Raw genomic sequence first — 25789 nt, forward strand, 5'->3', positions numbered from 1 at the left:
GTCTTTCTCAGATGGAAAAAAGCGTAAATGCAAGGCTAAATCTTTTGCTTTGCAGAAGTTCTGGACTATTACTTGCTCAATTTATGAAAGAGAGGTTTTCAATACCGTATATGGAGGTCTCTTTCTACGGAATTGAGAATACTATAACCTCACTTAAAAAGATAGCAAAATTTTTTGGAAAAGAAAAGGCTGCTGAAATTGTTGCAGATGAAGAGTTTTCAAAGATAAAACACAAGATACAGTTTTTCAAAAGCAAATTGCAAGGCAAAAAGGCAATCGTACTTTTAGGGGCATCGCGCATAGGTTTTATGACAAATGCTTTCAAAGAAGCAGGGCTTGAAATCTTGGTTTGTGGTAGCCAGTTTGGATGTTCGAACGACTACGAGATGGCGCGCTGTATACTTCCTGACAGCATATTGGTGGACGATTTTAACTGTGCAGAGGTTGAAGAGATAATATTAAGATTTTCGCCCGACCTTTTCATTGGTGGAACAAGAGAGTGGTACCTTTCTCATAAGTTTGGCGTGCCGTTTTTGGTTTTGCCTCAAGAGACAAAGCCGTATGCCTGTTTTGAAGGTTTTTTGCATTTGCTTATTGACGTATACAAAGAAGTCTTTGCACCTGTTTGGAGGCTGATTTGAGATGGGAAATAGAAACTATGGTCATCCATGTTTTGGAAAAGATGCAGCAAGCAAGATTGGAAGAATACATCTTCCTGTTGCAAAAGCGTGTAATATAAAGTGTAACTATTGTGATAGAAACATCTCATGCATGAACGAAAACCACCCTGGTGCCTGCCTTGAGGTTTTGACACCTGAGCAGGCGTTAGAAAGATACAAAAGGTATGCTTCATCAGACAGCAGGCTAAAGATTGTTGGAATTTCAGGGCCTGGCGACCCACTTTTCAACCCCGAGACTTTTAAAACCTTCGAGCTCATAAAAAGCTATGACAAAGGTGCTATATTTTGTATCAGCACAAACGGGCTTTTGCTTGAAGACAGAACTGAAGATCTTTTGAAAAGCAGTGTAAGGTTTGTAACCGTAACTGTCAACGCAGTAAACTTTGAGGTAGCAAAAGAGATTTATGAGTTTGCCTTGTACGATGAGGTTTTGTACTTTGGCGAGGATGCAGCAAAGCTTTTGGTTGAAAAACAGCAAAAGGGTATAGAAAAGGCGTGCAAAGCAGGGCTTGTTGTGAAGGTAAACACTGTCTTGATTCCTGATATCAACCAGGACCACATAGAAGAGATTGCAAAGACGGTCAAAGCACTTGGAGTCAGTGTTATGAACATCATGCCATTGCGACCGTATGCCAAGTTTTCGCATCTGAAAAGGCCGTCTTGCGATGCAGTAAATAACATCAGAAAAAGGTGTGAGAGTATCATTGACCAGATTAGCCACTGCAACCAGTGCAGGTCTGATGCAATTGGCATGCTTATGATTTGAAAAAATTTTTGGTGGTGGGATAAAAGATGAAAAGAAAAAGAGTTGCAATTGCCACCAGTGATGGAAAGCTTGTGAACAGACACTTTGGTAACAGCGAGAATTTTTTGATTGTTGATTTGTTTGACGATGGCAGCTGCGATCTAATCTGTGTTAGAGAGTTTAAAGACCAAGGAATTGAGAGTTGCAGCAGCCAGGAGAGGATGGAAAAGAGAGTTGAGATGCTAAAAGACTGTGATGTGATAATAGCAAACAAAGTTGGACTTTGTGCCTTGGAAAAGCTTTCTGACAAGATTGTTTTAGAAAGACATGGGCTTGTGAAAGATGCTATCAAAGAGGTTTTGGATCTTTTTATGACTTAAAAAATGACCGTTTCTTCAGGAAGAAAAGGAGAGAATAGAATGAAAAATAGAACAAAATGGATAAAATTATTTGTAATCTCAATTTTTGTAATAGCTGTACTTGTGGCAGCTTTGTTTTGTACCTATTCTCGATTTGCTTTTTCAAAGACTACCAAAGCTCAAAGCTCTAAAAATGATAAACTTGTCATTTTTGTACCAAATACTTTAGAAGCGGTTATAGAAAAAATAGCTGACCAGTTTGAAAAAGAGAAAAATTGCAAGATTGAAATGAATGTTGCAGGCACTCATGTACTTGTGACGCAGCTCAAAAGTGGCGCTTCTTGTGATATATTCTTTTCAGCAGACAAAAGATACATTGATGAAATAAAAGGAAAGAGGTATATAAATAGTTACTTGACATTTGCTAAAACTACTCTTGCTATTGTCAGCTCATCGAAAAAGGTGAAAAGCTTTGAGGATATATCTAAAAAGGGTGTAAAGCTTTGCATAGCAGACACTGTTTCACCAATTGGTATGTGGACACAACAGTTTCTAAACAAAGTAAAAAGCAAAGACCCTGCCCTGTACAAAAAGATTTTGCAAAATGTCATCTCACAAGAGTTTCAGATTACTGATGTTATCCAAAAAGTTAAGGCAATGCAGGCTGACGCAGGTGTTGTTTATTTCACAGATGCCATAAATTCAAAACTGGGTATTGTTTCTATTCCTGATGAGTACAATGTTCAGGCTTATCATTATGTTGGGGTAATCAAAACATCTGAGAAAAATAGGCTTGCAAAGGAGTTTATAAAGTTTTTAAGTTCAAAAAAAGTCAAAGCTATTTTAAAGTCAGCAGGATATGAATAGCAAAGAAAACCGATCAAGTTTCTTTTGTGAAAGCGTGTGAGCTTATTATGAAAAAGGTATTTATTCTTTCAGTTCCGTTTTTAATATTTTTGCTTTTACCTTTTTTAAATTTACTTTTTGTTGTACCATACTCAAAACTTTTTAATATGATAACAAAAAAAGAGACCATCACAGCCTTTGGGCTTTCTTTTTTTACAGCCAGCATCTGCTGTATTTTGGCATTTTTAATAGGCACACCTTTTGCATATCTTCTTGCCAGCACAAAAAGAAGAATCGCTTTTCTTGAGCTGATAATAGACCTTCCAAACGTCCTGCCACCGATCTTGATGGGAGTGCTCTTGCTTCTTTTGTATGGCAAAGTCGGATTTGTAGGGAGAATACTTGACAAAGCTTCTCTTGAGATACCTTTTACCACCTTTGCAGTAATACTTGCTCAGCTTTTTGTTAGTATTGGATACTATTTGAAAGTAGCATACTCTTCGTTTTTGGCCATAAACAAACAGTTAAAAGAAGAAGGGCTCATCTTAGGGCTTGATGAGCTTGGAATTTTGTGGCGTGTGTACTTACCAGTTGCAAGAAAAGGGCTTGTGATTGGCATACTTGGCACATTTTCAAGGGCGCTTGGCGAGTTTGGCGCAACAGTTGTCTTTGCGGGGAATGTCTTTGGAAAAACTCAAACAATCTCACTTTATTTGTACAAACTATATGTGCAAAATCAGGAGGAAACTTATTCTGTGAGTTTTGTGATGATAATAATTTCATATTTAATTCTTTACTTAACAAAGAAACTTTTGAACAACGTTGACTATTGAAAAACTTGACTATAAATCTGTTAGGATGTGAGAAAAATGGTAAGTGCAGCAAAAAAGAGTTTTCAAGATTTTGAAAAAGGCGCTCCTAATTACTTTAAAGAAATATTTCCATATGAGAGTATTCCAAGAGTTATATTTGATAGTATTTCTGTTCCCCTCAATATACCGTCAAAGCTATATGTAACAGACAGCACGTTCAGAGAAGGTCAGCAAGCTATTTCGTATATAGGAAAAGAAAATGTAGCAAAGATTTTCGAATATCTTCACTACATTGACAATGGCACTGGAACTATAAAATACTCCGAATTTTTTCTTTATACAAACTATCACAGACAGTGTGTTCAGGAATGCTTGAAAAAAAGATTCAAATTTCCAAAGGTAGTTGGGTGGGTGAGAAGTAAAAAAGAGGAACTAAAACTTGCAAAAGAGTTTGGACTTGATGAAGTAGGGATTTTGATGTCATGCTCAGACTATCACATCTACAAAAAGTTTCAAAAAACAAGGTCAGAAATTGCCGCCCAGTACATCGATGTTATACAAGAAGCCTTTTCACTTGGTATTACCCCAAGAGTTCATCTTGAAGACATCACAAGATCAGATATTGAAAATTTTGTAATTCCACTTATGTTGGCAATTGAAGAGATGGCAAAAAAGTGTGACAAAAAGGTGTATTTTAAACTGTGCGACACTTTAGGGTTTGGTGTGCCATATGAGTATGCAAGCTTGCCACGAAGCGTTCCTAAAATTATTTACACAATTTCAAAGAGCACCAATATACCACCAGAGAGGCTTGAGTGGCATGGTCACAACGATTTTTACAAAGCTCAGAGCAATGCAGTCTGTGCGTGGCTATACGGTGCTTCAATGGTAAACTGCTCTATAAGAGGGATAGGTGAGAGGACTGGCATTGCAGCTTTAGAGGTTGCAATCTTGGACCTTGTCCAGATAAAAGCTGAAAATGCACCAAACTTAAATTTTGAGGCTTTAGATGAGCTTTTGGAGTTTACCTCAAGGTTTGAGGTTATGAAGTAAGCTTCATTATCTTATCCAAAGTTGAATATTGCCATCAAATAGTGGCAATAATAAAATTTATATGATATAATGAAAATGCAAAAAGTGTTTTTAAAGTTGCACGAAAGAAGGCGATAGAGATTGAAAAGCTAAAAGAAGAAATTATCAAAATTTATCTACTCGAAATTAAAAAACTAATAGTAGCAGGGAAATGGGGTTTTGTCAAAAGAGAGAAAAACATAAAATTCTTGAAAGAATGGGGTTTGCTAATAGACGATGTAAAGGACATATTGTTGGAACTTCAGCCAGGAGATTATGTCAAAGGGGCAGAACAAGACCATCTTGATAATAAAGAAGGTGACATTTGGATTTTCAAAAACAACAGATACTTAGATGTTTGTAATATACATAAAACTAAGGTACAATCCACCAGAAGAAGTGGTGTGCATTTCTTTTCATGAGGATGAATCTCAAGAAAAGGGGGTGAAAAAGAATGATGAATAGGGCATATTGTCCGGAGTGTAAAAAGCATGTTGAAATTAAAGTTGAAAAAAATCTGGTTAGAGAATATAAAGGTGTGCAAGTCAATGTTGAAGAACATGTTCCGCATTGCAGTGAGTGTGATACTGAGTTGTTTGTGCCAGACATCGAAAACGAAAATCTAAAAAGGCTCTATCAACGCTATAGAGAGTTGACAGGCTTGATTACCCCTGAAGAAATCCAGAAGATAAGAGAAAAATATGGACTTTCTCAAAGAGAGCTGGGGCAGATACTTGGCTGGGGCAAGATGACAATAAACAGGTATGAAAGAGGAGCTTTGCCTTCTAAATCACATAGTGATATTCTTAAACTGATTTTAACATCTGAAGGGTTTTTCAAAGAAAAAGTGGAAGAAGCATTTAAATCTGGGAGAATAACTGAAAGAACATATCAAAAAACAATGGAGAAAATCAGAGACTCTCTTGCTGATTTGAAGAAAAAAATTATCTCTGCAGAGCTTGAACATCCAGAAGATATCTACAATGGATTCAGAAGGTTTGACTTTGAAAAGCTGGAGAATTTGATAAGCTACATTGCTGAAAAAGTTGAAAATTTATATTTGAGCAGTCTTAATAAGTTTTTATGGTATATTGATTTTATGCACTTTAAACGTTGTTTACGTTCAATAACTGGCTTAAGATACATCAAATATGCTTATGGGCCAGTGATTGAAAAATTCGCATACAAAGAAATAGCAGCATACCCAAGTGATAAATACACTATTGAGGAGTATGAGACTCCTGATGGGGCAATCCAAACAAAGATTAAGAGCAAAGGCAACTACGACTTATCAGTATTTACCCAAGAAGAATTGCAGACCATTAATATGGTCATTGATGCATTGAAAGATAAAACATGCAGCGCTATTTCAGAGCTGTCTCACAAAGAAGTTGGATGGCAGCAAACCCCGTTGCGTGAACTAATCTCATATGAGTATGCAAAGACAGTGAGTTTAGACAGTCAAGCACTACAGAAATAACATAGATTCCTGTTTCTAATATTTTTATTGACAAGTCTTGTTTGTTAAATTAAAATATTCTCAACACATATTATTAAGATATGCACAAAAGGGCAAAGGTGGTCTTTTGTAGAGGTTTTCCTTTGCCCTTTTTTGATACTGCAAAGTATATCTTAGGACGGGAGGATGGTTTTTCGTGAGAAAACTTATGCTCCAAAAAATTCTAATCATTGCATCTGCCTTAATTTTAATCTTAGGTTTATTTGCCTTTGCCTTTGCTTCAAGCTCAAAAACAATAAGGCTTGGAGTAAATCTTGAGTTGTCTGGTGCTGTTGCGCAGTACGGACAGAGGACTTTAGAAGGCCTTAAGATGGCAGTTGAAGAGATTAATAAAAAGGGTGGAGTTTTAGGAAAGAAAATAGAGCTTGTTGTATTTGACAACAAATCTGACAAGACAGAAGCGCTAAATATTGCAACAAGGCTTGCAACAAAAGAGAATGTTTTAGCCCTGTTAAGCCCTGTGACATCAGGTGCAACAAAATCTGCTTCAATTGCCGCAACAAGATACAGAGTACCGCTTGTGTCAGCTACTGCCACAGATGATTCAGTTACAATTGATGAAAGAACTGGAAAGACAAAGGCGTATGTATTCAGAATCTGCTTTAATGACTCGTTCCAAGGAAGTGTTATGGCAAATTTTGCACTCAAGACGTTAAAGGTAAAAACAGCAGCAATTCTTTACAATGCAGCGTCTGATTACAGCAAAGGTCTTTACAAGAACTTTAAAGAGACATTTACAAAAGGTGGCGGTAAAGTTGTAGCAGAAGAAGCGTTCCAGCAGGGTGAACAGGATTTTAATGGGATATTGACAAAGATAAGGGACAAAAAGCCAGATGTTATCTTTACACCTGTTTACTATGACGATGCAGGACTTATCATCAAGCAGGCAAGAGAACTTGGAATGTGGATGCCAATTCTTGGTACTGACGGCTTTGATGACCCCAAAGTTGTCGAAAAGGCAGGGAAAAAATATGCAACAAATATCTTTTTCTCAACCCACTACTCATCACAGGATACAGACAAGAGGGTTCAAGACTTTGTGAAGAGATACAAGCAAAAATACAAGATAGAACCAAATGCCCTCTCAGCACTTGGGTATGACTTAGGATATTTTATGGCAGATGCAATAAAACGTGCAGGTTCTACAACTGACAGAGAAAAACTGAGAAGAGCCCTTGAGAATACTAAAAACTTTGTCGGACTAACAGGTATTATTTCAATTGACTCAAAACACAACGCTAAAAAGTCTGCAGTGATAATTGAGATTAAAAATGGCGTGCATAGATTTAAACAGAAGTTAAATCCATAAGAAGTCCGTAAAAGAACCATATAAAATGCAAAAGGGGCTGGACAAAACTATTCTTTCTTCCAGCTCCTTTTTGTTTTCTTCTCTGATTTTTCAAAAATGATAGTTTAAAATTTAAACTCTCTTGACATTTTGCCTCTCAAATGATGTATAATCAAAAATATAATAAAATTAAAATTTTAGAAGGTGAGGAAATTGTCTAAAAAAGACCCAATGTCGTTTTTAAAAAGATTCGTATTTCAGCAGGGCCTTGCAAGAAAACTGAGTTTGCTTGTGGTGGGGATTTTGGTTATTCCTATTTTAATTATTGACATCATTTCGGTCAGGACTTCTGTAACTTCAGTAATAAACGAAAGTAAAAAGTCATATCTTGCTGCAACAGAGGCAAGCAGTCAGTATTTTCAACTAATCTTTGACACAGTCAGAGACCAAGCCCTGCAGCTTATGTCAAATGACGTCATTCAGAAGCTTTATTCAGAATCACGTCAGCTCACCTTAGAAGACTATGACAAGTACAAGCTGAAAACTGATGCTGATAAAATGATTCAAAACATATTTGTCACAAACATAATGCTCTCTGCAGCGTATATATTAGTAGACAAGGACAATTCTCTTCTTTACCCATATTTTTCTGCTGAGTATATAGATTTTAACAAGCTGAAATCGGCACGCTGGTACAAAAAGATTATGGAAGCAGATGGACCAGTATTTTTAGAAAATCACTATGAAGCATTAGATGAAGTAGCAAACCAAAAAAGCCAAACAATCCCACAATATGCTTTTTCAGTTGGCATGCCCTTTAAGGATATTTCATCATCCCAGACCTTGGGTGTTTTGATTTTGGATGTTAGTTTGCAGTGGCTAAGAAGTGCACTTCAGTCGACAAATATCTCACAGCAGGGCGGTTATATGCTTGCAGTATCACCTGCTGGGAAGGTAATTTTGCCAAGCGAGTGGGAAACAACAAGAAAACTTACTCCAAATGCAAACACACCGTTTATTACCAAGATACTAAGTGAAGTTAAAGGTAAAAACACAAAAGGTACATTCCAAACAGTTTTTGATAACAAGCCATTTTTGGTTACATATTCACGCATTCCTGAGCAAGATTGGATAATAGTAAGTTTAGTTCCTGTTGAAGCGATGCTTGCATCTGCAAGTAGATTAGAAGTTATAATCATCATCCTTACAATAATATTTACAGTTGCAGCTCTTGTGATAGGAATTTATTTTGCTCTAAGGATTGTAAAAGATTTAGAAACTGTTACAAAGACATTTGCTATTGCTGAAAAGGGTGATTTGACAGTAAGTCTTAACATAAATAGAAATGACGAGATAGGCCTTCTTTCCTATAGCTTTAACAACATGGCAAAGAACATAAAGGCCTTGATTGAAAAAGGTGTAAATCTTAGCAAAGAGGTTAGCTCTGCGATCTCAACACTTTCGACAATTGCCTCCGAGACAGCTGCAGCATCAAATGAGGTTGCAAAAGCAATCTCAGAGATTGCAGAGGGTGCGTCAAATCAGGCAAAAGAAGCAACAAGCGTTGTTGAGACAGTTTCTAAGTTTGGCGAGAAAATTGACACGATTGTTTCATCCGCAAATCAAATGAGCGCTCTTTCAAAGAACGTTTCACAGCTTTCAAACAAGGGAACAGAGGTTGTCAATACCTTAAACAACGTTACTCACGAGACTGTTCACATTACAAATACAATGATTCAAACGATCAATCAGCTTGCAGAGTATTCAAGGTCAATTGGGAAGATTATTCAGGTTTTAAGTGGAATTTCTGAACAGACCAAACTTTTGGCTTTGAATGCCTCAATAGAGGCGGCAAAAGCAGGAGAAGCTGGACGTGGTTTTGCAGTTGTTGCAAGCGAGATTAGGAAACTTGCTGACCAGTCAAAAGAGTCAACAAGGGAAGTTGAGGATATGATAAAGAAGATTGTAGCTCAGACAAAAGCTGCACAAGAGGTTGCGGATAAAGTAGAAAATGTCATTGATCAACAAAACAGTGCAGTTGAGAATGTTGCTTCTGCATTTTCTAACATAAAAAGCGCAATGGACGAGCTTATAAAAGGAATTGAGAATATCACTGAGTCAATTTCTGCAATTGATAAAGAAAAAGATACTATTATTCACAGTATAGAAAATATCTCTGCTATTTCAGAGGAGACAGCAGCATCTTCACAAGAGGTTTCTGCCTCGACACAGGAACAGCTTGCAGCAATAGAAGAACTTCGAGCCATGACAGAGCAGCTAAACAAACTTTCTCAAGATTTACAGGCAGCTATGCAGATATTCAAGGTTTAAAAAGTTTTTTGGGCTTTTGCAAAATTATTTCACCAATTTTACAGTTTGGTTACAAATGCTAAAGACCTATTGACTTATTAAAATGCTGTTGTTAAAATTTTAGCTGTAAGTGATGAGGTTATAAAAAAGCAAGAGCCTCATCACTAAAAAATCATACAAGGAGGTTTGGTGAGTAGTTATGAAAAAATTCAAAAGACTCATCGCTATCGTAACAGTATTGCTTTTTGCCCTATCAATAATTGCGCCTGCGTTTGCACAGGACGAAGCTACAACAGAAGAGACAGCTGGTTCTGTGTATGACCAGGCAGCAAAGGTACTTCAGGAAAAGGGCATTTTAAAAGGTAACGAGCAAGGCGACCTGATGCTCGACAAGACTCTTACAAGAGCGGAGATCTTGGCAATGATCATCAGAGCAACAGGTCAAGAAGATGTGGTAAAAGACTATGTTTATGCTGAGCAGTCATTCAAAGATGTTCCACAGGATCACTGGGCATTTGCATATGTTGAGGCAGGTAAAGACCTTGGCATTGTAAATGGCTACCCAAGTGGAACATTCAAGCCAGACCAACCGGTCAAATTTGAAGAGCTCTGTAAGATGCTTGTTGCTGCAAAAGGCGAGAGCCCAGCAGCTGGAACATGGCCAATCAACTATGTAAGAAAAGCTCTTGACCTTGGTTTCTTCAATGGTATTGAAGATGAAGTTGGAATCGGGACATTTGTAATCAGAGGTCAAGCAGCGGTTGCGTTTGCAAATGCATTCTTCCCACCAGAGAAGACAATAGTTGTTAAGGATGTTAAAGCAGTTGCAAATGACACAATAGAGGTTTATGTTGATGTATATCTCAACAATGAGCCTGCAACACTTGAAGATGGAGATGTAATTCCTCTTGACTTTGAGATTAAGGATGCAAAAGATGAGTCAAAGACAGTTGCTGTAACATTAATAGACACTCAGGCATCTGACTTTGGAGCAGGAAAGCTTGTATTGAAGACAGCAGCGCAAACAGAAGGTGCTACTTACAAACTTTACTTCAAGGGTAATGATACAGGCAAGACATTTGTGGCAGTTCCAGTACAGCTTCAAGTTGCAAAAGTTGAAGTACCAAACTTGAAGCAAGTTGTTGTAACGTTCAATAGAGATGTAAAGGACGTTTATGCTGTTGACACAAATAACTATGAAATTAAAGTAGGAGATACAACAAAGTCAATTGGAGCAGTGCGACTGAGCGAAGATAAGAAGAAGGTTACACTAATTTTGAAAGACGATTTAGCAAACGGGGACAAAGTTAAAGTTACACTCAAAACAGGTTTGGGTCTTCAAGAGGCATATACAACTGAAATTGGCCCTGTACAAGATGGAACAGCTCCGGCTATAGTAAAGGTTACAGCTGAGAACCCGCAGAAGCTTAGAGTTGAGTTCAGTGAACCAGTTAAAAACTATGCAAATCCTGCAAATTATACATTGAACGGAATGTACCTCGTAAAAGAAGTTAAGGGATTTAATGAAGATAGTTCTATAGACCCGAACGTAATTATTTTGAATCTTTACATTCCTCTGAATGTTGGTAATAATACATTGAGTGTTACAGGTGTTACAGATATAGCTGGGTTGCTTGTAGTAAATCCATCGATGAGTTTCAGTGTTGCAGAAGACAAGTCACCTATTGAATTGAAGAATGTCACAGCAACTCTTAGCCAGGTTAAGCTTGAGTTTAGCAAAGCAATACAGAGCATTGTAAGTGTATCGTTGTCAAATGGTATTATAGCTGGCACATCAATAGATGGTAACATAGTAACAATAACTTCTGGTGATGAGTTGGCAACTTGCATACCAGTATCTGGTGCTAAGGTTACAATAGAAGTTAAAGATTATACTGGGCAGACAGCAAAATTTGAAAAATACGTTGTTCCAACAATTGACACAGAAAGACCAACTGTTAAATCAGTTTCAGTTCCAGATGCTTATACAGTAAAGGTAACATTTAGTGAAGATGTACGTGTTCCTAATGTCTCTGACAACAAGATTATTGTGAAAGATAAAGATGGTAACCAGAAAGTTATTAGTGTAATTACCTGGGATACAGACAGTAGTGGTAATCAGATTAAGAATACATTGAAAGTTGTATTGGCTTCGGCTCTACCAGCAGGTGTTGTAACAGTTCAAGTAAGCGGTATTGAAGACCTTACACCACTTAAGAATGCAAGCTTGCCGCAGACAGTTACAGCTACACTATCTGATACAAGTGCACCGCAGGTAGTTGCTCCAATAGTATACAATGATGCTTCTGGCGACACAACAGAACTCTATATAACATTTGATAAGACATTGAATGCAGCAAGCGCTAATACAGCTACAAATTATAAGTATCTGGATAGCAACTTTGCACTTAAAGATTTCAGCAGTGCAACTGCGACATTGTTGGCAAACGGTAAGACTGTAAAACTTGTAATTAAAGATACTGATTTTGCTAATATGACATATCTGCAGATAATTGGTGTTGCAGATACAAATGGAAATAAGACAACAGTTGCGATTGCAAAAAGTGCTACTAACTTTGTAGATTCCAATTCAGCAGTTGTTACAATTGACTCAACAAATGGAGTTCAGGCTGTTTCAACAACACAGTTGAAAGTATTCTTGACTGGCAATATTAATGAATATACACTTTATGCAGGTGATTTTGAGGTCAAAGCAGGGACAAATACAATAGGAGTTCTTTATGCAACATGGGATGCAGGTAGCAGAGCTGTTGTTTTGAACCTTGCAACAGCAATTGGTGCTGATGCTAAGAAAGATGGAAATCCAGTAACTGTAGGAATCAAGGCTAATTCAATTACAAAGGACCTGCTTGGAAGATCAATTAATAGTGGCAATGCAGTAGGACCAGTGACTGCAAGTGATAAGATTGCACCAACTATTACTGCAGTTGAAGCTGTATACAATGCAACATATAATGTTACAGAGGTTACAGTTAAATTCAGTGAAACAACTGTTGTAAATAAAGTGTATGTTCTTGATCAGTTTAAGGTATATATCGGAGGAGCAATAACAAATCCTGATATAGGCGTTGTTGTTAACTCCGACAATATAGTCTTCAAGTTCAGTGGTGACAAGAGATACAGCGCAATTAAGGTAGACTATGTACCAGCATATGAAGCAGATAGAAGAGTAAAAGATAGTGCTGGTAATGAACTTGCGCAGACAAGTATGAGTGGAACATGGAAATAATAATTAATAAATTAAATAAAAGAGGGTGAGATTTAATTCTCACCCTCTTTTATTTTGTTTATCATTCATAAAGATTTAAGGAACTAAAAGCGGGTCGCCAATACAAATATAAGTATCACCTAAGTCATTAGCAATTGTTCTTTCAAATTGTAGTGTTAAGGCATTGATTCCTTCTACATTTATTTCTGCTAACGTTGGCTTTCTGTTCAATTCAAGCTTATACTCGCCTAAAAGCCTGTCATCACCCAAAATTCTGACTACACCTTTTGAACCGTTGGTAGAACAATCTGCTATGCCAAGCCAGCAGCTGAATTTCTTGTATTTTCCCTCAATCTTGTACGTAAGGCTAAACTGGGCCTCGTTTGTCCAGTGCTTCCACCAGATATTTTTGAAGAATTTTTGATAATTGACAGTTATATTTTCATCATTAAATCCAAATGAGGAGAACATTCCTAAATGTGTTGGTTTAAGATCAGTAAGCCACGTTCCTTCTTTTTTCTTAAAAGATGATAATATTTTAACTTTCTTTTCTTGAGCATCGAATACATAATCTTTACTAGTAATGCATAAAAAAGTAGTAATAATTGAATCAAAGTGGACATATCTTCGTCCTTTATAGCTGATGAATGGAAGTTTTTCTGAAATAGTCACATCATCTTTAACAAGATCATATTCATATTCCTTAGGCATGCTTGCAACTTTTTGGTTTAACAATTTTACCTGATTTTGAAGTGATGCAATTTGCTTTTTAAGGTTTGCGTTTTCAGTCTTTAAACTATTGTACTGTTTCAACAGTTTTTCATAAAGCTGCTTATAGTCTGGCTTGGCTGCTGCAAAACCAGTAGCTGTCCAAAGAAGAACCACTATAAAAAAAGACATCGCCTATTCATCTAAAATCATCACCTCTCCTATTGGTATTTGAAAAATACTCCCTACAATAAAATATACCTAAATTGTGCAAAAATCTCAATAGAAATAAAATTTTTTATTGTTCTGCTAAGAAGATTAAATGTATTTGCGAATATTTATTTGCATGGTTATAGTAATTAGTGTTGAGCATACTTGATTTCCCATAGAAATGGTTGATCATATGATAAGTCGGCTGACAATTCACAGAAATTATAAGCTTTAAAAAAATGATTTTTTATTTTCCCGCATTTCACAATTTTCACATTTCATTAAAATTTGTTTATAAAAATTTAAAAATTTATTCACAAATTGTTGCTAATATATTTTAAAAAGGAAGAATCTTCATAGAAGGAGGCATGAATCAAAAAATGAGAATAACAAAAAACCTAAAAGCTTTCATGTGCCTTATATTAATACTGAGTTTTATAACAGCAGTGTTAACCTTACCATGGAGCATATCATATGCCCAGTCAAATAATATTCAAAATTCCCAGCCAGATTTAATTGGTGTTGTAAAAAGTATCTCTGGCAGTAAAATCACAATCTACATCGCAAAGCTCTCTTCTCAAAGCAATGGCAGGGGATTTGGAAGAGGCAGAGTAGAGCCAACAAACAAGACGCAAACAATTACTGTTTCAAGCAAAACATCAATTGTAACAAGAACATTTCAAAACGGTCAAATTGCAGAGAAAAAGCTGTCAACAAAGGATTTAAAACCAAATAATATCTTATATATCTGGTATGCAGATAGCAAAAAGAAAACCGTCTCAAGAATTCTTGTCCAGGGTACATACAACCCATATCAGACACCAGAAGCTATTGGTATTGTCAAAAAAGTTGAGTCAAACAAAATAACCATAACAGTTGCAACAATACAAAGACCACAGCCAAGGCAAAACACATCAAACAATCAACCTCAGCAAAGAATGGCTTCTCAAGTACCTCAAGGTGGATTTAGCAGAGACATGATGAATCTAAAGTTATCAAACCAGACAAAGACAATAGCAATTTCAAAGTCAACAGTAATTGTTACAAGAACATTTCAAAATGGTCAGATGACAGAAAAAAAACTGACAGTCAAGGATTTAAAAACAAACAACATTGTCTACATCTGGTATTCTGACAGTAAAAAAACAACTGCAAAAAGGATTATGGTGATGGGAGCATACAGCCAGAGCAGTTCAAAGTAAAAAAGCAGAAAAGTGTGAAAGGAAGGGTGTGCATATGGCATTTAGAATTAAATCATTAAAAACTCCAAAGATTACTATTGGGTTTAAAAACAAAGCTGCAAAAAGGATTATAGTTTCTATATTAGTTGTAGCCATATTAGCGGCAGGTGGGTTTGGCATTTACAAGTTCGTTCAGGGCAAAAAGGATCAGACACAAACAGTTCAGCAGAGAACGGCAAGAGTGACACGAGGAGACATAACTGTCACCGTTTCGGGCTCTGGGCCGATTGAGTCTGCTCAGAGCGTTGATTTGACATCTACTGTCAGTTCAACAATAACAAAAGTCAACTTTAACGATGGCGACACAGTCAAAAAAGGAGATATCATATTTGAGCTTGAAAGCCAGGATGCAAAGGACAAGATTGATTCAATTAAGAGCCAGATTGACGATGTAAACTCTTCAATTGCAGATATTCAGGAGAGCATCAAAAACCTTGTTATCACCGCCCCCATTTCAGGGTATGTTAAAAATCTGAATGCTCAAGAGGGAGACAGAATTTCAAAAGGTTCAACCATTTTGACAATAATTGATACATCAAAGCTGAAAGTTACATTGCCATTTTCAGCAGCGCTTTTCGGCAAAGTCAAGATAGGTGCGCCAGCAGTTGTTTACATTCCTGATATTTCCCAGTCGATCCAGGGCACAGTAAGCTATCTTGGGAACACGACTTACACAAATGACTACGGTGGCAAAGTTTTTGATGTTGAAATAACAATCTCAAACCCCGGTGCTCTGCAAGAAGGCATGAAAGCAAGTGCTGAGATTAAGGCAGGAAATGATGTGTATCTTAGCACACAGGATTCAACCTTGGAGTATGTAGACAAAGAAAATGTCAGGGCAAAGGTTGATGGTGAGGTTGAGGAAATTTTTGCAAGAAATAACCAGTTTGTCGAAAAAGGTACAGTGTTATTAAAGCTTTCAAACGACGACTTGTCAAAGCAACTCAAGAACTATCAGACACAACTTAAAAACTTGCAGGAGCAGTTAAAAGAGGCAGAGAGTAATTTAGAAAACTACTACATCAAAGCACCATTTGATGGAGTTGTAACCAATATAAACTTTAAAAAGGGTGATAGTATAAAACAAGGAGAAACCCTTGCAACTGTATTTGATAACAAAAATTTAGTATTTAGGGTTGACATAGATGAGCTTGATATTGCTAAAATAAAAGTAGGGCAAAAAGTAAATATAACAGTTGATGCACTGCCGCAGACACAGACAGATGCGCTGACAGGGAAAGTAGCCAAAATCCCGCTTGAGGGAACAACCCAGAACGGTGTTACAACATACTCTGTTACAATTTCTATTGACAGTCCAAAAGACCTTAAAATTGGCATGAACGCAAACGCAGAGATAATAGTAAACCAGAAACAAGATATTTTGATGGTGCCGCTTGAAGCTGTCCAGAAATTCGGCAACAGGTACTTTGTGTTTGTAAAAAGCTCAAGTCAAAATAGCTCTCAAGAAGGGCAAAGTGGCGGATTTTTCCCACAGAGAGGTTTTGGAAATAGTCAGCAAAGTCAAAGCTCAAAACAGGACTTACAAAACTGGCCACAAAGGCAGCAGCAAGAAGGAAGCAGCACACAAAATACGCAGCAGTCGGCAAATCGCCAGTCAAGAGGTTCATGGTCACAAAATAGCCAGGGCACAGGCAGTTTTTCCCAGCAGCGAGCAAGAAGGATGGCAAGTTTGCTGGGGAGCAGCTACTACAAAGGAGCGGTTTTGCGACCTGTTGAGGTTGGTATAAACAATGACTCATACATTGAAATTGTAAGTGGCCTTAGCGAAGGAGATATTGTTGTGCTGCCACCACTTTCAACAGGCTCAACAACCACACAGACGCAAACTCAGCAGGGATTTAACATAATGGGCGGGTTTGGCGGACCAGGTGGTGGAATGCCAGGCGAGTTCAGACAGTTCAGGCAAAACCGAGGTGGCACCGGCACAAGGAATCAGTCATCTAGTTCTCAGGGGAGTAACACAAACAGGTAATTAAAAAGAAGGTGAAAGCTTGCTATGATTGAACTTTATGATATTTACAAAATCTACAAGATGGGCGAGAATGAGGTGTATGCTTTAAACGGTGTAAATCTTAAAATCAACCCTCACGAGTTTGTTGCAATAGTTGGACCATCCGGCTCAGGAAAATCAACTCTTATGAACATCATAGGCTGTCTTGACACACCAACATCTGGAACATACATACTGGATGGTCATGAAGTCAGCAGGCTAAATGACAACCAGCTTGCCGAGATTCGAAACAGCAAGATAGGCTTTGTATTTCAAAACTTTAACTTAATACCACAGCTCACAGCTCTTGAAAATGTTGAGCTTCCTTTAATCTACAAAGGGACTCCAGCATCAACACGTCACAAGCTTGCCAAAGAAGCTCTTGCAAGGGTTGGCTTGGAACATAGAATGCATCACAGACCAAGAGAGCTATCTGGCGGTCAGCAGCAGAGAGTTGCAATTGCAAGGGCGCTTGTCACAAGCCCGGCAATAATTCTTGCTGATGAGCCAACAGGAAACTTGGACTCAAAATCAGGTGCTGAAATAATGCAAATATTTAAGGAACTTCATGCACAGGGTAGTACAATTGTTTTAATTACACACGACAACAACATAGCAGCTCAGGCAAGAAGAATTGTGCGGATTCAGGACGGTCAAATAATAGAGGACAAGGAGGTGAGCTGACAGGTGGCTCAGTTTGCTTTAGCTTTCAAGATGGCAATAAAGAGCATCCTTTCAAATAAGCTAAGGTCTTTTCTTACTATGCTTGGTGTCATCATCGGTATCTGGGCGGTGATTGCAGTTGTTGGGCTTGCCCAGGGAAGCACCAAAAGCATAACAGACAGGCTTCAAAGGCTTGGGACAAATCTAATACAGATAAATATTACAGGAAGAAACAGCAACAGAAATGTCACATATGAAGAACTTCAACAGTTTGCCGACCAGCATGCAGATGATATAGAAGCAATTGCACCAACTGTATCAAGTTCTGTCACGCTCAAGTATGGAACAAACACCCACGATACAACCCTCATTGGAACAACAGCAGACTACAGTACAGTTAGAGACGTCAATGTTAGCAGCGGAAGGTTTATTTTGCCCATTGATGTGGACTACCGTCAAAAGGTTGCGCTAGTTGGGACGTACATCGTAAAGGATTTGTTCAACGGGCAAAACCCTATAGGGCAAAAGATAAAAATAAACGGGCAGATATTCACGGTTGTTGGTGTTTTAGAAGAGCGTGCAAATTCGCAGGAGCAGTCAGACGATGACCAGGTGATAGTCCCTGTAACAGTTGCACAAAGGCTTACACGAAACGCAATCATTCGAAACTTTGCAATAAAAATCACAGATGGCAACAGAAGCGAAGCTGTAATGAACTATCTCAACGATTTTCTCATGAAGATTTATAACGATTCTACAGCTTTTAGAGTTTTCAACACAGCCCAGCTACTTGACACCTTAAACAGTGTGACCCAGACACTCACACTCATGCTTGCCGGGATTGCTGCAATTTCGCTGATTGTTGGTGGAATTGGCATCATGAACATCATGCTTGTGTCTGTGACAGAGAGGACAAGAGAGATTGGAATCAGAAAAGCAATCGGCGCAAAGAGGAGAAACATACTTGTTCAGTTTTTGATAGAGGCATCTGTTGTGACAGGGCTTGGTGGAATAATCGGGATTATTTTGGGTTATGTAACAATCAATTTGATGTCAAAGCTGAATGTTGCAACAGCAATATTTTCGATACCGTGGGCAATATTGGCATTTACAATATCACTTGCAATAGGCATTGTGTTTGGACTGTTCCCAGCATCAAAAGCATCGCGCCTCAACCCGATAGAAGCGCTAAGATACGAATAAAACTGGAGGGGATATGAAAGATGAGAAAAAAGTTTTTGACAGCCATTTTACTACTTGGTTTTGTGCTTATAAATTTTAGTTTGTCATCTGCTTTCGCTGCATACAAGGATATTCCAGCAAATGCAAGCTACAAACAGGCTGTAGAAAAGTTAAATAAGCTTGGAATTCTTGTTTACAAGGACTATTTCAAGCCGAACACTGCTGTTCTGCGCAGTGAGTTTGCAGCTGCAATTGTAAAGATTTCAAACGCAGGGGATGAGGCAAACCTGCTAAAAGGATATTCGCAGTATCCCGATATAAAGCCAAATACAGTTCTTTGCGGATATGTCAATTGGGCAGTAAAGAAGAAATACATGACACCAATGGCAGATGGCAGATTTAATCCAAACGGCCCGCTTACCTTTGCCCAGGCAACAACTGCTATTGTAAGGATGCTTGGGTACTCTGACTCAGACCTTTCTGGCATCTGGCCACAAAACTATATCGACAAGGCGTCTGAGCTTGGGCTTATAAAAGGAATAAACCTTTCTGCTTCGCAAAAAGTTCCACGCTGGGCTCTTGCCTTAATGCTATCAAGGCTTCTTGACACTGAGGTCAAAACTGGTGGAAATCAAGCTCAATCTATCCAGTCAGCTTTAAGCGGAGTGTCAGTATCAAACCAGAGCAGCAGCGGCATAAAATTTTCTGAATATGTTGGGCTTTACAAATCGTATGTTGTACTTGATACTGGCAAGACATCATCAAAGCTTCTTCCAAATGAGGTTTTGACAGACAGCGGAGTACTTGTTAACACAACAAAAACGCAACTTGAAGTTGGGAAAAAGTACATGCTTCAGGTCGATGGCAATAAAATTACAAAAGTATTTGGTACAGAAAACTACTCTTTTCAGATTGTCAGCACAAAGGTAAGCAGCAGGACTGTATATTACAGTGAAAGTGGAAAGACAAAATCAATAACTTTGCCATCTTCGGCAACATACTATTACAATGGCTCCAAACAAAGCTACGATGCAATTGAAAATGTTCTAAAACCAAACCAGAAAATAAGCTTTATATATTCTGAAGATAGGAGCAAAGTGGACTTTGTTGTAATTTCCGACATATATGCACAAGAGATTTATGGAAACTACGATGAGGTTTTGATTTTGGCAACTCCCAAAACATCATCGGCACTGGATGCAAACCAGGTTCAGACAGACAAGGGAATATACTTTGTTGCATCTTCGATAAAACCTGAAAACCTTGAAATTGGAGCAAAGTATGGAGTGTATATAAAAGATGATACAATCACAGTAGCTTTGCAAAAGGTATGGGTATCTGACAAGTTTACCATCAAAAATATAGATGATTACACACTTGATGCTGCTCAAAACGGCAAGACACAGAAGATTCAGCTATCAAGCAAACCTGTATATTACTATCAGGGGACAAAACAGAGCTATGAAAATCTGCCAAGCATTTTAAAAGAAGACCAGATACTCTATGTATCAAAAGACCCTGACACAGGCAAAATCATGGCATATGTTATTCAAGACCCATACGGTACACAGTACGGGAATTATATTGAGGCAATAGTTTTGCAGGATGCACTTTTAAACTCAAGCCTTGAGACCAACCAGGTTATGACTGACAAGGGCATCTTTTACCTTCCATCTGCTGATACAAAGCTTGAAATAGGTGCAAAGTACGGACTTTATGTTAAAAACGATAAGATAACTCTTGTTGTAAGGAAGTTGAATAATACTCAGCAATATGAGGTAACAGATGTTGTAGGTGATACTAACGTCAAGCTAAAAGGTACTCAGGGGCAGGAGAACATTATTCTGCCTCAAAAGCCGGTTTATTATTACAATGGTACAAAAACAAACTATACTGAGCTTAAAAATGTGCTAAAAGTGGGTCAGAAAATCTATTTTGGTTTTGCAAAGGATGGCAAGACATACGAATACGTTGTAATTCAGGACCCATACTCTCTTGAGTATGGCACATACACAGAGGTCATAGTGATGGCAGATAGTATTTCGTCAAGCAAGCTTGCAACAAACGAGGTTCTAACAGACAAGGGCATATATGTTGTGGGAAGATCTGCAGGAAAGCTGACAGTTGGAGCAAAGTATGGCGTGTATATCAAAAATGATACAATCACCAAGGTTGTGAAAAAGCTTAACAACGTGGAGTCAGCGGAGATCACGGGAGTGGTTAGTGATACAAATGTAAAGCTCAAAAAAGGAAGCAGTGAAAATACCATGTTTCTTCCTCAAAAACCTACGTACTATTACAATGGAAATAAGCTCAGCTATGACCAGCTAAAGAGCATTCTCAAAACAGGTCAGAAAATCTATTTTGGCTACAACCAGACAGGAAGTTCGTATGAGTATGCAATCATCCAGGACCCATATTATGATGAGTATGGAACATACATGGAAGTTATTGTAATGGGAACAAGTAAGGTAACAAAAGGTCTTGCAGAAAATGAAGTTCTGACAGACAAGGGCATTTTGACCCTGCCGTCAAACCAGAATATAAACTTGGAAGTTGGTGCAAAATATGGGCTTTATGTTGATTCAGATAACGATATAACGTTTATATACAAGAAGTTCAAGTCAACAGATGGCATGACAGTTGTGTATGCTCTTGGAAGCAAAGTAACAGTTGATAAAGGCGGAACACAGGTTGAGATGACTCTGCCACAGAACATAACCTACTACTACAGCGGCACAAAGATTGACTACTCACAGGTGCTTCAGAAGATGCAAAGGGCAACATCGCTTGTGTTTGGGATATCAACACAAAAGAGAGGGTACGACTACTGTGTAATATTTGACCCGGTATACAGCAAGCCATACCTTGCAAACGAGCAGACATATCTGACCTTAAAAGCAGGTGATTTGGATATAAGTGGTAGCAGTAAAGTTATAAAAGACGGGGATGTTGTGGATTACAGCTATATTCAGAAAAACGATGTTGTGTATGCTGTGACAGACATCTGGGGCGGCAACAAGTTCATACTTGTTGTAGATGATAAGGTTGAGGGTTATATCAAGAGCTACCAGCCAACAAGGTTCACACCAAAGTCTATTGTTGTGAGCGTATATGACCAGGCGTCAGGAAAGCTTGTAGACAAGACATACGAGGTGAGTGAAGATTTTGACCCATCTGTGCTTCTTTCTGACACCTTCAAAGTTGGTCAGAGAGTGTACCTCATCTTAGGGTACGATGGCAAAGTTGTGAGCATGGTAAATCCATAAAAAAATATTTATTTAATTGGCTTATGGTAAAAGGGACTGTTCCAAATTTTTTGGCACAGTCCCTTGTTTTTATTTTAAGAAAATTTTTTCAATGCAGTATACTATTAAGTAGATAAATTAATCTACGAGGTGATGATTATGGCAAATAAAACGACAACAGTAAGAGTGGATGTTGAAACATATAAAAGTTTAAAGAAACTTTCAGAGCAGCTCAATCAACCAATGCAAAAAATAATTCAGGAAGCCCTTGCAGAATACAAAAGGAAAATTTTACTTTCAGCTACTGCTGAAGCTTTTGCAGTTCTTAAAGAAAACAGTAAGCTGTGGCAGGAAGAAGTTGAAGAAAGACAACTGTGGGAAAATACATTGCAGGATGGGATTGAATAATGAGTGCAAGAAGAGGAGAAATATGGATGGTTTGGGTGAGAAGGTAGCATAGAAAAGATAAAGCCATTGTCATATTCAATTTTAAATCGGGTTTCCTCTTTTTGAAGGGTCAAAAATTCATCGTATGTGTAATATTCATATTTGTTTAAAAAGCTTGTTTCCAACTTATACCCACCTTTGTTCAAAACACAAACTTTTCTCTTTAATAATTATACCACAAACTTTTTACTCTTTACCATATTAGAAAATTGGCTTGGTAAGCCTTTATACTTAAACAAGGCGTATAGATTTTGTTACAAAAAACAATTAAAAAAGGATTAGAACCGACCTGAGTACATTTGAAAAATACTTTGCTCAGACAGGTAAAGTTGTGTATGAGAAAAAGGTAAAGTGTGGCAGAAAAAGTAAACTTTTGTAAGTGGAAAATTTTTGAAATTTGCAGAAGATAAGATACTGAAAAAGATAGGCTACTTTTTTGTCTTGAAGCCTGCGAATATTTTACACTAAGATATTTTCTAATATAACTTCTAATTGAGCAAAAAGCTGTTTTATTATAAGTCGAGAAAATTGGGGAAAATCTAGGCAATTTAAAGAAAAATATAGTTTATGCCAGAAAATTGGCGAAATAATATATCAAAAAACGATTTTGACATTCTAAAAATACAGGATAAAATTTGCATAGAAATTTCCAGGGACAAGTTAACATAAAAAGAGGTTTTTGTTAGTATGTTCTTATATGTTTTTTAATATTGACAAGATTATAATTTAATGGAAAGTTGACCTAATACGGAAATAATACAAATTCAAGGGCCGCTAAGCGTGAGCAGCGGTCCTTTTTAATTTGCACAATTAATTTATTCTATCTTTAGAGTTTTTTTGATAGACACCTTATACAATATTAGTTCGCTTATTTTGTTCAAATTTTACGTTTCTCTATGTAGTCTGCCAAAAATTTTTGTTTAAAATAGCTTGACAAGAAAACTTTCATATCCTATAATAAAATCAATCACAAATGAGCATATTAAGTCACAAATAATCATAAAAAATGAGCATAATTGAGAAAAGGTGATACTATGTTTGCAGAAGAGAGAAAAAGCAAAATAGCCCAGATGATAAAAGAGGGAAAGAGTGTTAAAGTAAATGAGCTGGCTAAACTATTTGGTGTGTCAGAGTCAACAATCAGAAGGGATTTGAATGAGCTTGAGAGTCTTGGGATTGTCAAAAGGACTCATGGTGGGGCAGTAAACAATTTTGCAACTACGTTTGAGCTATCATTTGCTGAAAAAGAGGACAGATTCGCAAAAGAAAAAGAATATATAGGAAAGCTTGCTGCAAAATATATTGAGGATGGAGATACTATAATCTTAGATTCAGGAACTACAACTCAATACATAGCAAGGAATATAACAGCAAAAAATGTAATAGTAATAACAAATTCGGTTAATATAGCAAATGAACTTTCAAACAGAGAGGATATTGAAGTAATTGTTACAGGTGGGGTGATAAGATCAAAGACAAAAGCTTTGGTTGGAGATATTACTCAAAGTACTTTAAAGCAGTTCAGATGCGACAAGGCATTTATTGCTGCAAATGGTGTATCTATTGAGTTTGGTGTTACAACTCCCACTCATTTAGAGGCAGCTGTAAAAAGAACGATGATAGAAAATGCAAAAGAGGTATTCTTAGTTGCAGATAGCTCAAAATTTGGGCAAGTCACATTTGCTCTCATTTGTCCAGTTGACAGATTAAATTATATTATTACTGACAAAATGGATGAAAAGCAAAAACAGGAATTTAAGGCGCTTGAGGTTGAGGTTATTACTGAGTAAAAATTTTGCAAGGTGGTAGATAAAATTGATATACACTGTTACATTAAATCCTGCAGTTGATATGACAATATACATCGATAGGCTTGAAAAAGGACAGGTAAATAGAAGCAACCACTATATGATTGATGCCGGCGGCAAAGGGATAAACGTGTCTAAGGTTATAAAGGCTTTAGGGGAAGAGTCAATTGCTTTGGGCTTTCTTGGTGAAGAGAATAAAGAGTGGTTTTTAAAGTACCTTCAAAGGTTTGGAATAAAAAATGACTTTATATTTGTCAAGGGGCTTACACGCACCAATATAAAGATTGTTGAATTAGAGACTAAAGAGTACACCGATTTGAATCAACCCGGATTTGAGATAACCGAAAATGATAAACAGTCCTTGTTTGAAAAAATAGAAAATACAGCTAAAAAAGATGACATTTTTGTTCTATCAGGAAGCCTTCCTGCAAATGCCGATGAAGAAATGTATTTTGAGATGATTGAAAAGCTAAAGCAAAAAGGGGCAATTGTAATCTTTGATGCAGAGGGGCAAGCTCTAAAAAGTGGTGTTGAGGCAAGGCCAGATGTCATAAAGCCTAACATCCATGAGTTTAAAACTCTTTTTGATGTAGATGAGAACGATATAAATTCGGTTATAGGATCAGCAAAAAAGCTAATTGAGATGGGGCTAAAAATTGTTTTGGTTTCAATGGGTGCAAATGGAGCAATTTTTGTAAGCGAAAGTACAGCCTTGTATGCAAAACCTTTCAAAGTTGATGTCAAAAGTACAGTGGGTGCTGGTGATTCAATGGTTGCAGCAATAGCTTATGGTATTTTTAAAAAGATGTCTGAGAAAGAGATGTTTAGGCTTGCCTGTGCTTGCGCAGCGGCAAAGATATCAAAAGAAGGTGTTAGAGCACCTGAGAAAAACCAGGTAGATTACTATTTTAAAAAAATAGAATTAGAGAGGTTGGGATGATGTTATGGATATAAAAGAGTTGTTTTCACCAAACCGACTATGTTTTGATTTAAAGGCTAAAACAAAGGAAGAGGTTATTGATGAATTAATTGACATTCTTTACAACGATGGAAAACTTACAGATAAAGAAAAATTCAAAAAAGCTGTAATGAAAAGGGAAGAAGAGTTTTCAACTGGAATAGGAATGGGAATAGCAATTCCACATGGGAAGGATAGTTCTGTTTTAGAGCCTTGTATAACTTTTGGTGTATCCAAAAGTGGAGTGGACTTTGACTCTATGGACGGAAAACCTGCTCATATTTTCTTTCTGATTTCTGTCCCTGATAACGCTGCTGATACACATCTTCATGTGTTAAGCTTTATTTCAAGAAAACTTATGCATGAAGATGTTAGGGAAAAACTATATAATGCTAAGTCTTTTGATGATCTTATTAAAGCTTTTGAGCAAAATTAAAAAAGGAGGAATTAAAAA

21 protein-coding genes are annotated in these 25789 nt (G+C 37.3%); 20 read left to right on the forward strand and 1 reads right to left on the reverse strand.

What is annotated here, in order from left to right; all coding sequences use genetic code 11:
• The 11 genes from H964_RS08525 to H964_RS08575 form a co-directional block, all read left to right on the forward strand.
• On the forward strand, positions 1-641 hold a 641-nt coding region (locus H964_RS08525), incomplete at its 5' end, for a nitrogenase component 1 (RefSeq protein ID WP_039766649.1).
• A 1-nt stretch (position 642) separates the two neighbouring features.
• Complete coding sequence (locus tag H964_RS08530; RefSeq protein ID WP_039766651.1) at positions 643-1446, forward strand: radical SAM protein; 804 nt, start codon at positions 643-645, stop codon at positions 1444-1446.
• 26 nt (positions 1447-1472) lie between these two features.
• Positions 1473-1805: a NifB/NifX family molybdenum-iron cluster-binding protein gene (locus H964_RS08535; RefSeq protein WP_039766654.1), complete on the forward strand. Its 333-nt coding sequence runs from the start codon at positions 1473-1475 to the stop codon at positions 1803-1805.
• A 39-nt stretch (positions 1806-1844) separates the two neighbouring features.
• The gene (gene modA, locus H964_RS08540; protein ID WP_039766656.1) at positions 1845-2651 is read left to right on the forward strand and encodes a molybdate ABC transporter substrate-binding protein; all 807 of its coding nucleotides are present in this window, start codon (positions 1845-1847) and stop codon (positions 2649-2651) included.
• Between the two features lie 47 nt (positions 2652-2698).
• Positions 2699-3463: a molybdate ABC transporter permease subunit gene (locus H964_RS08545; protein ID WP_039766658.1), complete on the forward strand. Its 765-nt coding sequence runs from the start codon at positions 2699-2701 to the stop codon at positions 3461-3463.
• Positions 3464-3499: 36 nt separating this feature from the next.
• Positions 3500-4495 (forward strand): pyruvate carboxyltransferase, encoded by a 996-nt coding sequence (locus tag H964_RS08550; RefSeq protein ID WP_039766660.1) that lies wholly within the window; start codon positions 3500-3502, stop codon positions 4493-4495.
• A 227-nt stretch (positions 4496-4722) separates the two neighbouring features.
• Positions 4723-4935: a hypothetical protein gene (locus H964_RS08555; protein ID WP_237738251.1), complete on the forward strand. Its 213-nt coding sequence runs from the start codon at positions 4723-4725 to the stop codon at positions 4933-4935.
• A gap of 35 nt (positions 4936-4970) precedes the next feature.
• On the forward strand, positions 4971-5993 hold the full coding sequence (locus H964_RS08560) for a type II TA system antitoxin MqsA family protein (RefSeq protein ID WP_039766726.1): 1023 nt from the start codon (positions 4971-4973) through the stop codon (positions 5991-5993).
• A 187-nt stretch (positions 5994-6180) separates the two neighbouring features.
• Positions 6181-7341, forward strand: coding sequence for an ABC transporter substrate-binding protein (locus H964_RS08565; RefSeq protein ID WP_039766728.1), 1161 nt, complete (start codon positions 6181-6183; stop codon positions 7339-7341).
• A gap of 210 nt (positions 7342-7551) precedes the next feature.
• Positions 7552-9651 carry a methyl-accepting chemotaxis protein gene (locus H964_RS08570; RefSeq protein ID WP_051109325.1) on the forward strand — a complete coding sequence of 700 codons (2100 nt, stop codon included), beginning with the start codon at positions 7552-7554 and terminating at the stop codon, positions 9649-9651.
• A 178-nt stretch (positions 9652-9829) separates the two neighbouring features.
• A complete protein-coding gene (locus tag H964_RS08575) occupies positions 9830-12880 on the forward strand; it encodes an S-layer homology domain-containing protein (RefSeq protein ID WP_039766664.1) in 3051 nt (1016 codons plus the stop codon).
• 75 nt (positions 12881-12955) lie between these two features.
• Here H964_RS08575 and H964_RS08580 read toward each other — a convergent pair whose 3' ends face one another.
• Positions 12956-13759: an NPCBM/NEW2 domain-containing protein gene (locus tag H964_RS08580; protein ID WP_011917948.1), complete on the reverse strand. Its 804-nt coding sequence runs from the start codon at positions 13757-13759 to the stop codon at positions 12956-12958.
• Positions 13760-14157: 398 nt separating this feature from the next.
• On the opposite strand from H964_RS08580, the gene H964_RS08585 reads away from it, so the two are divergent.
• The 9 genes from H964_RS08585 (at position 14158) to H964_RS08625 (ending at position 25771) form a co-directional block, all read left to right on the forward strand.
• Entirely contained in the window at positions 14158-14979 is an 822-nt protein-coding gene (locus H964_RS08585) for a hypothetical protein (protein ID WP_011917947.1), read from the forward strand.
• Positions 14980-15013: 34 nt separating this feature from the next.
• Positions 15014-17011, forward strand: a complete 1998-nt coding sequence (locus H964_RS08590) for an HlyD family efflux transporter periplasmic adaptor subunit (protein WP_039766667.1) — start codon at positions 15014-15016, stop codon at positions 17009-17011.
• 24 nt (positions 17012-17035) lie between these two features.
• Positions 17036-17713 carry an ABC transporter ATP-binding protein gene (locus H964_RS08595; protein ID WP_039766670.1) on the forward strand — a complete coding sequence of 226 codons (678 nt, stop codon included), beginning with the start codon at positions 17036-17038 and terminating at the stop codon, positions 17711-17713.
• 3 nt (positions 17714-17716) lie between these two features.
• Positions 17717-18895 carry an ABC transporter permease gene (locus H964_RS08600; protein ID WP_011917944.1) on the forward strand — a complete coding sequence of 393 codons (1179 nt, stop codon included), beginning with the start codon at positions 17717-17719 and terminating at the stop codon, positions 18893-18895.
• Positions 18896-18915: 20 nt separating this feature from the next.
• Positions 18916-22143, forward strand: a complete 3228-nt coding sequence (locus H964_RS08605) for an S-layer homology domain-containing protein (RefSeq protein ID WP_039766673.1) — start codon at positions 18916-18918, stop codon at positions 22141-22143.
• Between the two features lie 138 nt (positions 22144-22281).
• Positions 22282-22530 (forward strand): ribbon-helix-helix protein, CopG family, encoded by a 249-nt coding sequence (locus H964_RS08610; protein ID WP_193353823.1) that lies wholly within the window; start codon positions 22282-22284, stop codon positions 22528-22530.
• Between the two features lie 1073 nt (positions 22531-23603).
• A complete protein-coding gene (locus H964_RS08615; protein WP_039766677.1) occupies positions 23604-24359 on the forward strand; it encodes a DeoR/GlpR family DNA-binding transcription regulator in 756 nt (251 codons plus the stop codon).
• Between the two features lie 25 nt (positions 24360-24384).
• Positions 24385-25317, forward strand: a complete 933-nt coding sequence (gene pfkB / locus H964_RS08620) for a 1-phosphofructokinase (RefSeq protein WP_011917940.1) — start codon at positions 24385-24387, stop codon at positions 25315-25317.
• Positions 25318-25321: 4 nt separating this feature from the next.
• Positions 25322-25771, forward strand: coding sequence for a PTS sugar transporter subunit IIA (locus H964_RS08625; protein ID WP_039766679.1), 450 nt, complete (start codon positions 25322-25324; stop codon positions 25769-25771).
• Positions 25772-25789: the final 18 nt, after the last annotated feature.

The organism is Caldicellulosiruptor sp. F32 (genome assembly GCF_000404025.1).
In the GTDB taxonomy this organism is placed as follows: domain Bacteria; phylum Bacillota; class Thermoanaerobacteria; order Caldicellulosiruptorales; family Caldicellulosiruptoraceae; genus Caldicellulosiruptor; species Caldicellulosiruptor saccharolyticus.

Bases quoted from the DNA above. Each gene is read 5' to 3' on its own strand.
- H964_RS08530 (WP_039766651.1), top strand. From the start codon at position 643: ATGGGAAATAGAAACTATGGTCATCCATGTTTTGGAAAAGATGCAGCA.
- H964_RS08535 (WP_039766654.1), top strand. From the start codon at position 1,473: ATGAAAAGAAAAAGAGTTGCAATTGCCACCAGTGATGGAAAGCTTGTG.
- modA (WP_039766656.1), top strand. From the start codon at position 1,845: ATGAAAAATAGAACAAAATGGATAAAATTATTTGTAATCTCAATTTTT.
- H964_RS08545 (WP_039766658.1), top strand. From the start codon at position 2,699: ATGAAAAAGGTATTTATTCTTTCAGTTCCGTTTTTAATATTTTTGCTT.
- H964_RS08550 (WP_039766660.1), top strand. From the start codon at position 3,500: ATGGTAAGTGCAGCAAAAAAGAGTTTTCAAGATTTTGAAAAAGGCGCT.
- H964_RS08560 (WP_039766726.1), top strand. From the start codon at position 4,971: ATGAATAGGGCATATTGTCCGGAGTGTAAAAAGCATGTTGAAATTAAA.
- H964_RS08565 (WP_039766728.1), top strand. From the start codon at position 6,181: ATGCTCCAAAAAATTCTAATCATTGCATCTGCCTTAATTTTAATCTTA.
- H964_RS08570 (WP_051109325.1), top strand. From the start codon at position 7,552: ATGTCGTTTTTAAAAAGATTCGTATTTCAGCAGGGCCTTGCAAGAAAA.
- H964_RS08575 (WP_039766664.1), top strand. From the start codon at position 9,830: ATGAAAAAATTCAAAAGACTCATCGCTATCGTAACAGTATTGCTTTTT.
- H964_RS08580 (WP_011917948.1), bottom strand. From the start codon at position 13,759: ATGTCTTTTTTTATAGTGGTTCTTCTTTGGACAGCTACTGGTTTTGCA.
- H964_RS08585 (WP_011917947.1), top strand. From the start codon at position 14,158: ATGAGAATAACAAAAAACCTAAAAGCTTTCATGTGCCTTATATTAATA.
- H964_RS08590 (WP_039766667.1), top strand. From the start codon at position 15,014: ATGGCATTTAGAATTAAATCATTAAAAACTCCAAAGATTACTATTGGG.
- H964_RS08595 (WP_039766670.1), top strand. From the start codon at position 17,036: ATGATTGAACTTTATGATATTTACAAAATCTACAAGATGGGCGAGAAT.
- H964_RS08605 (WP_039766673.1), top strand. From the start codon at position 18,916: ATGAGAAAAAAGTTTTTGACAGCCATTTTACTACTTGGTTTTGTGCTT.
- H964_RS08610 (WP_193353823.1), top strand. From the start codon at position 22,282: ATGGCAAATAAAACGACAACAGTAAGAGTGGATGTTGAAACATATAAA.
- H964_RS08615 (WP_039766677.1), top strand. From the start codon at position 23,604: ATGTTTGCAGAAGAGAGAAAAAGCAAAATAGCCCAGATGATAAAAGAG.
- H964_RS08625 (WP_039766679.1), top strand. From the start codon at position 25,322: ATGGATATAAAAGAGTTGTTTTCACCAAACCGACTATGTTTTGATTTA.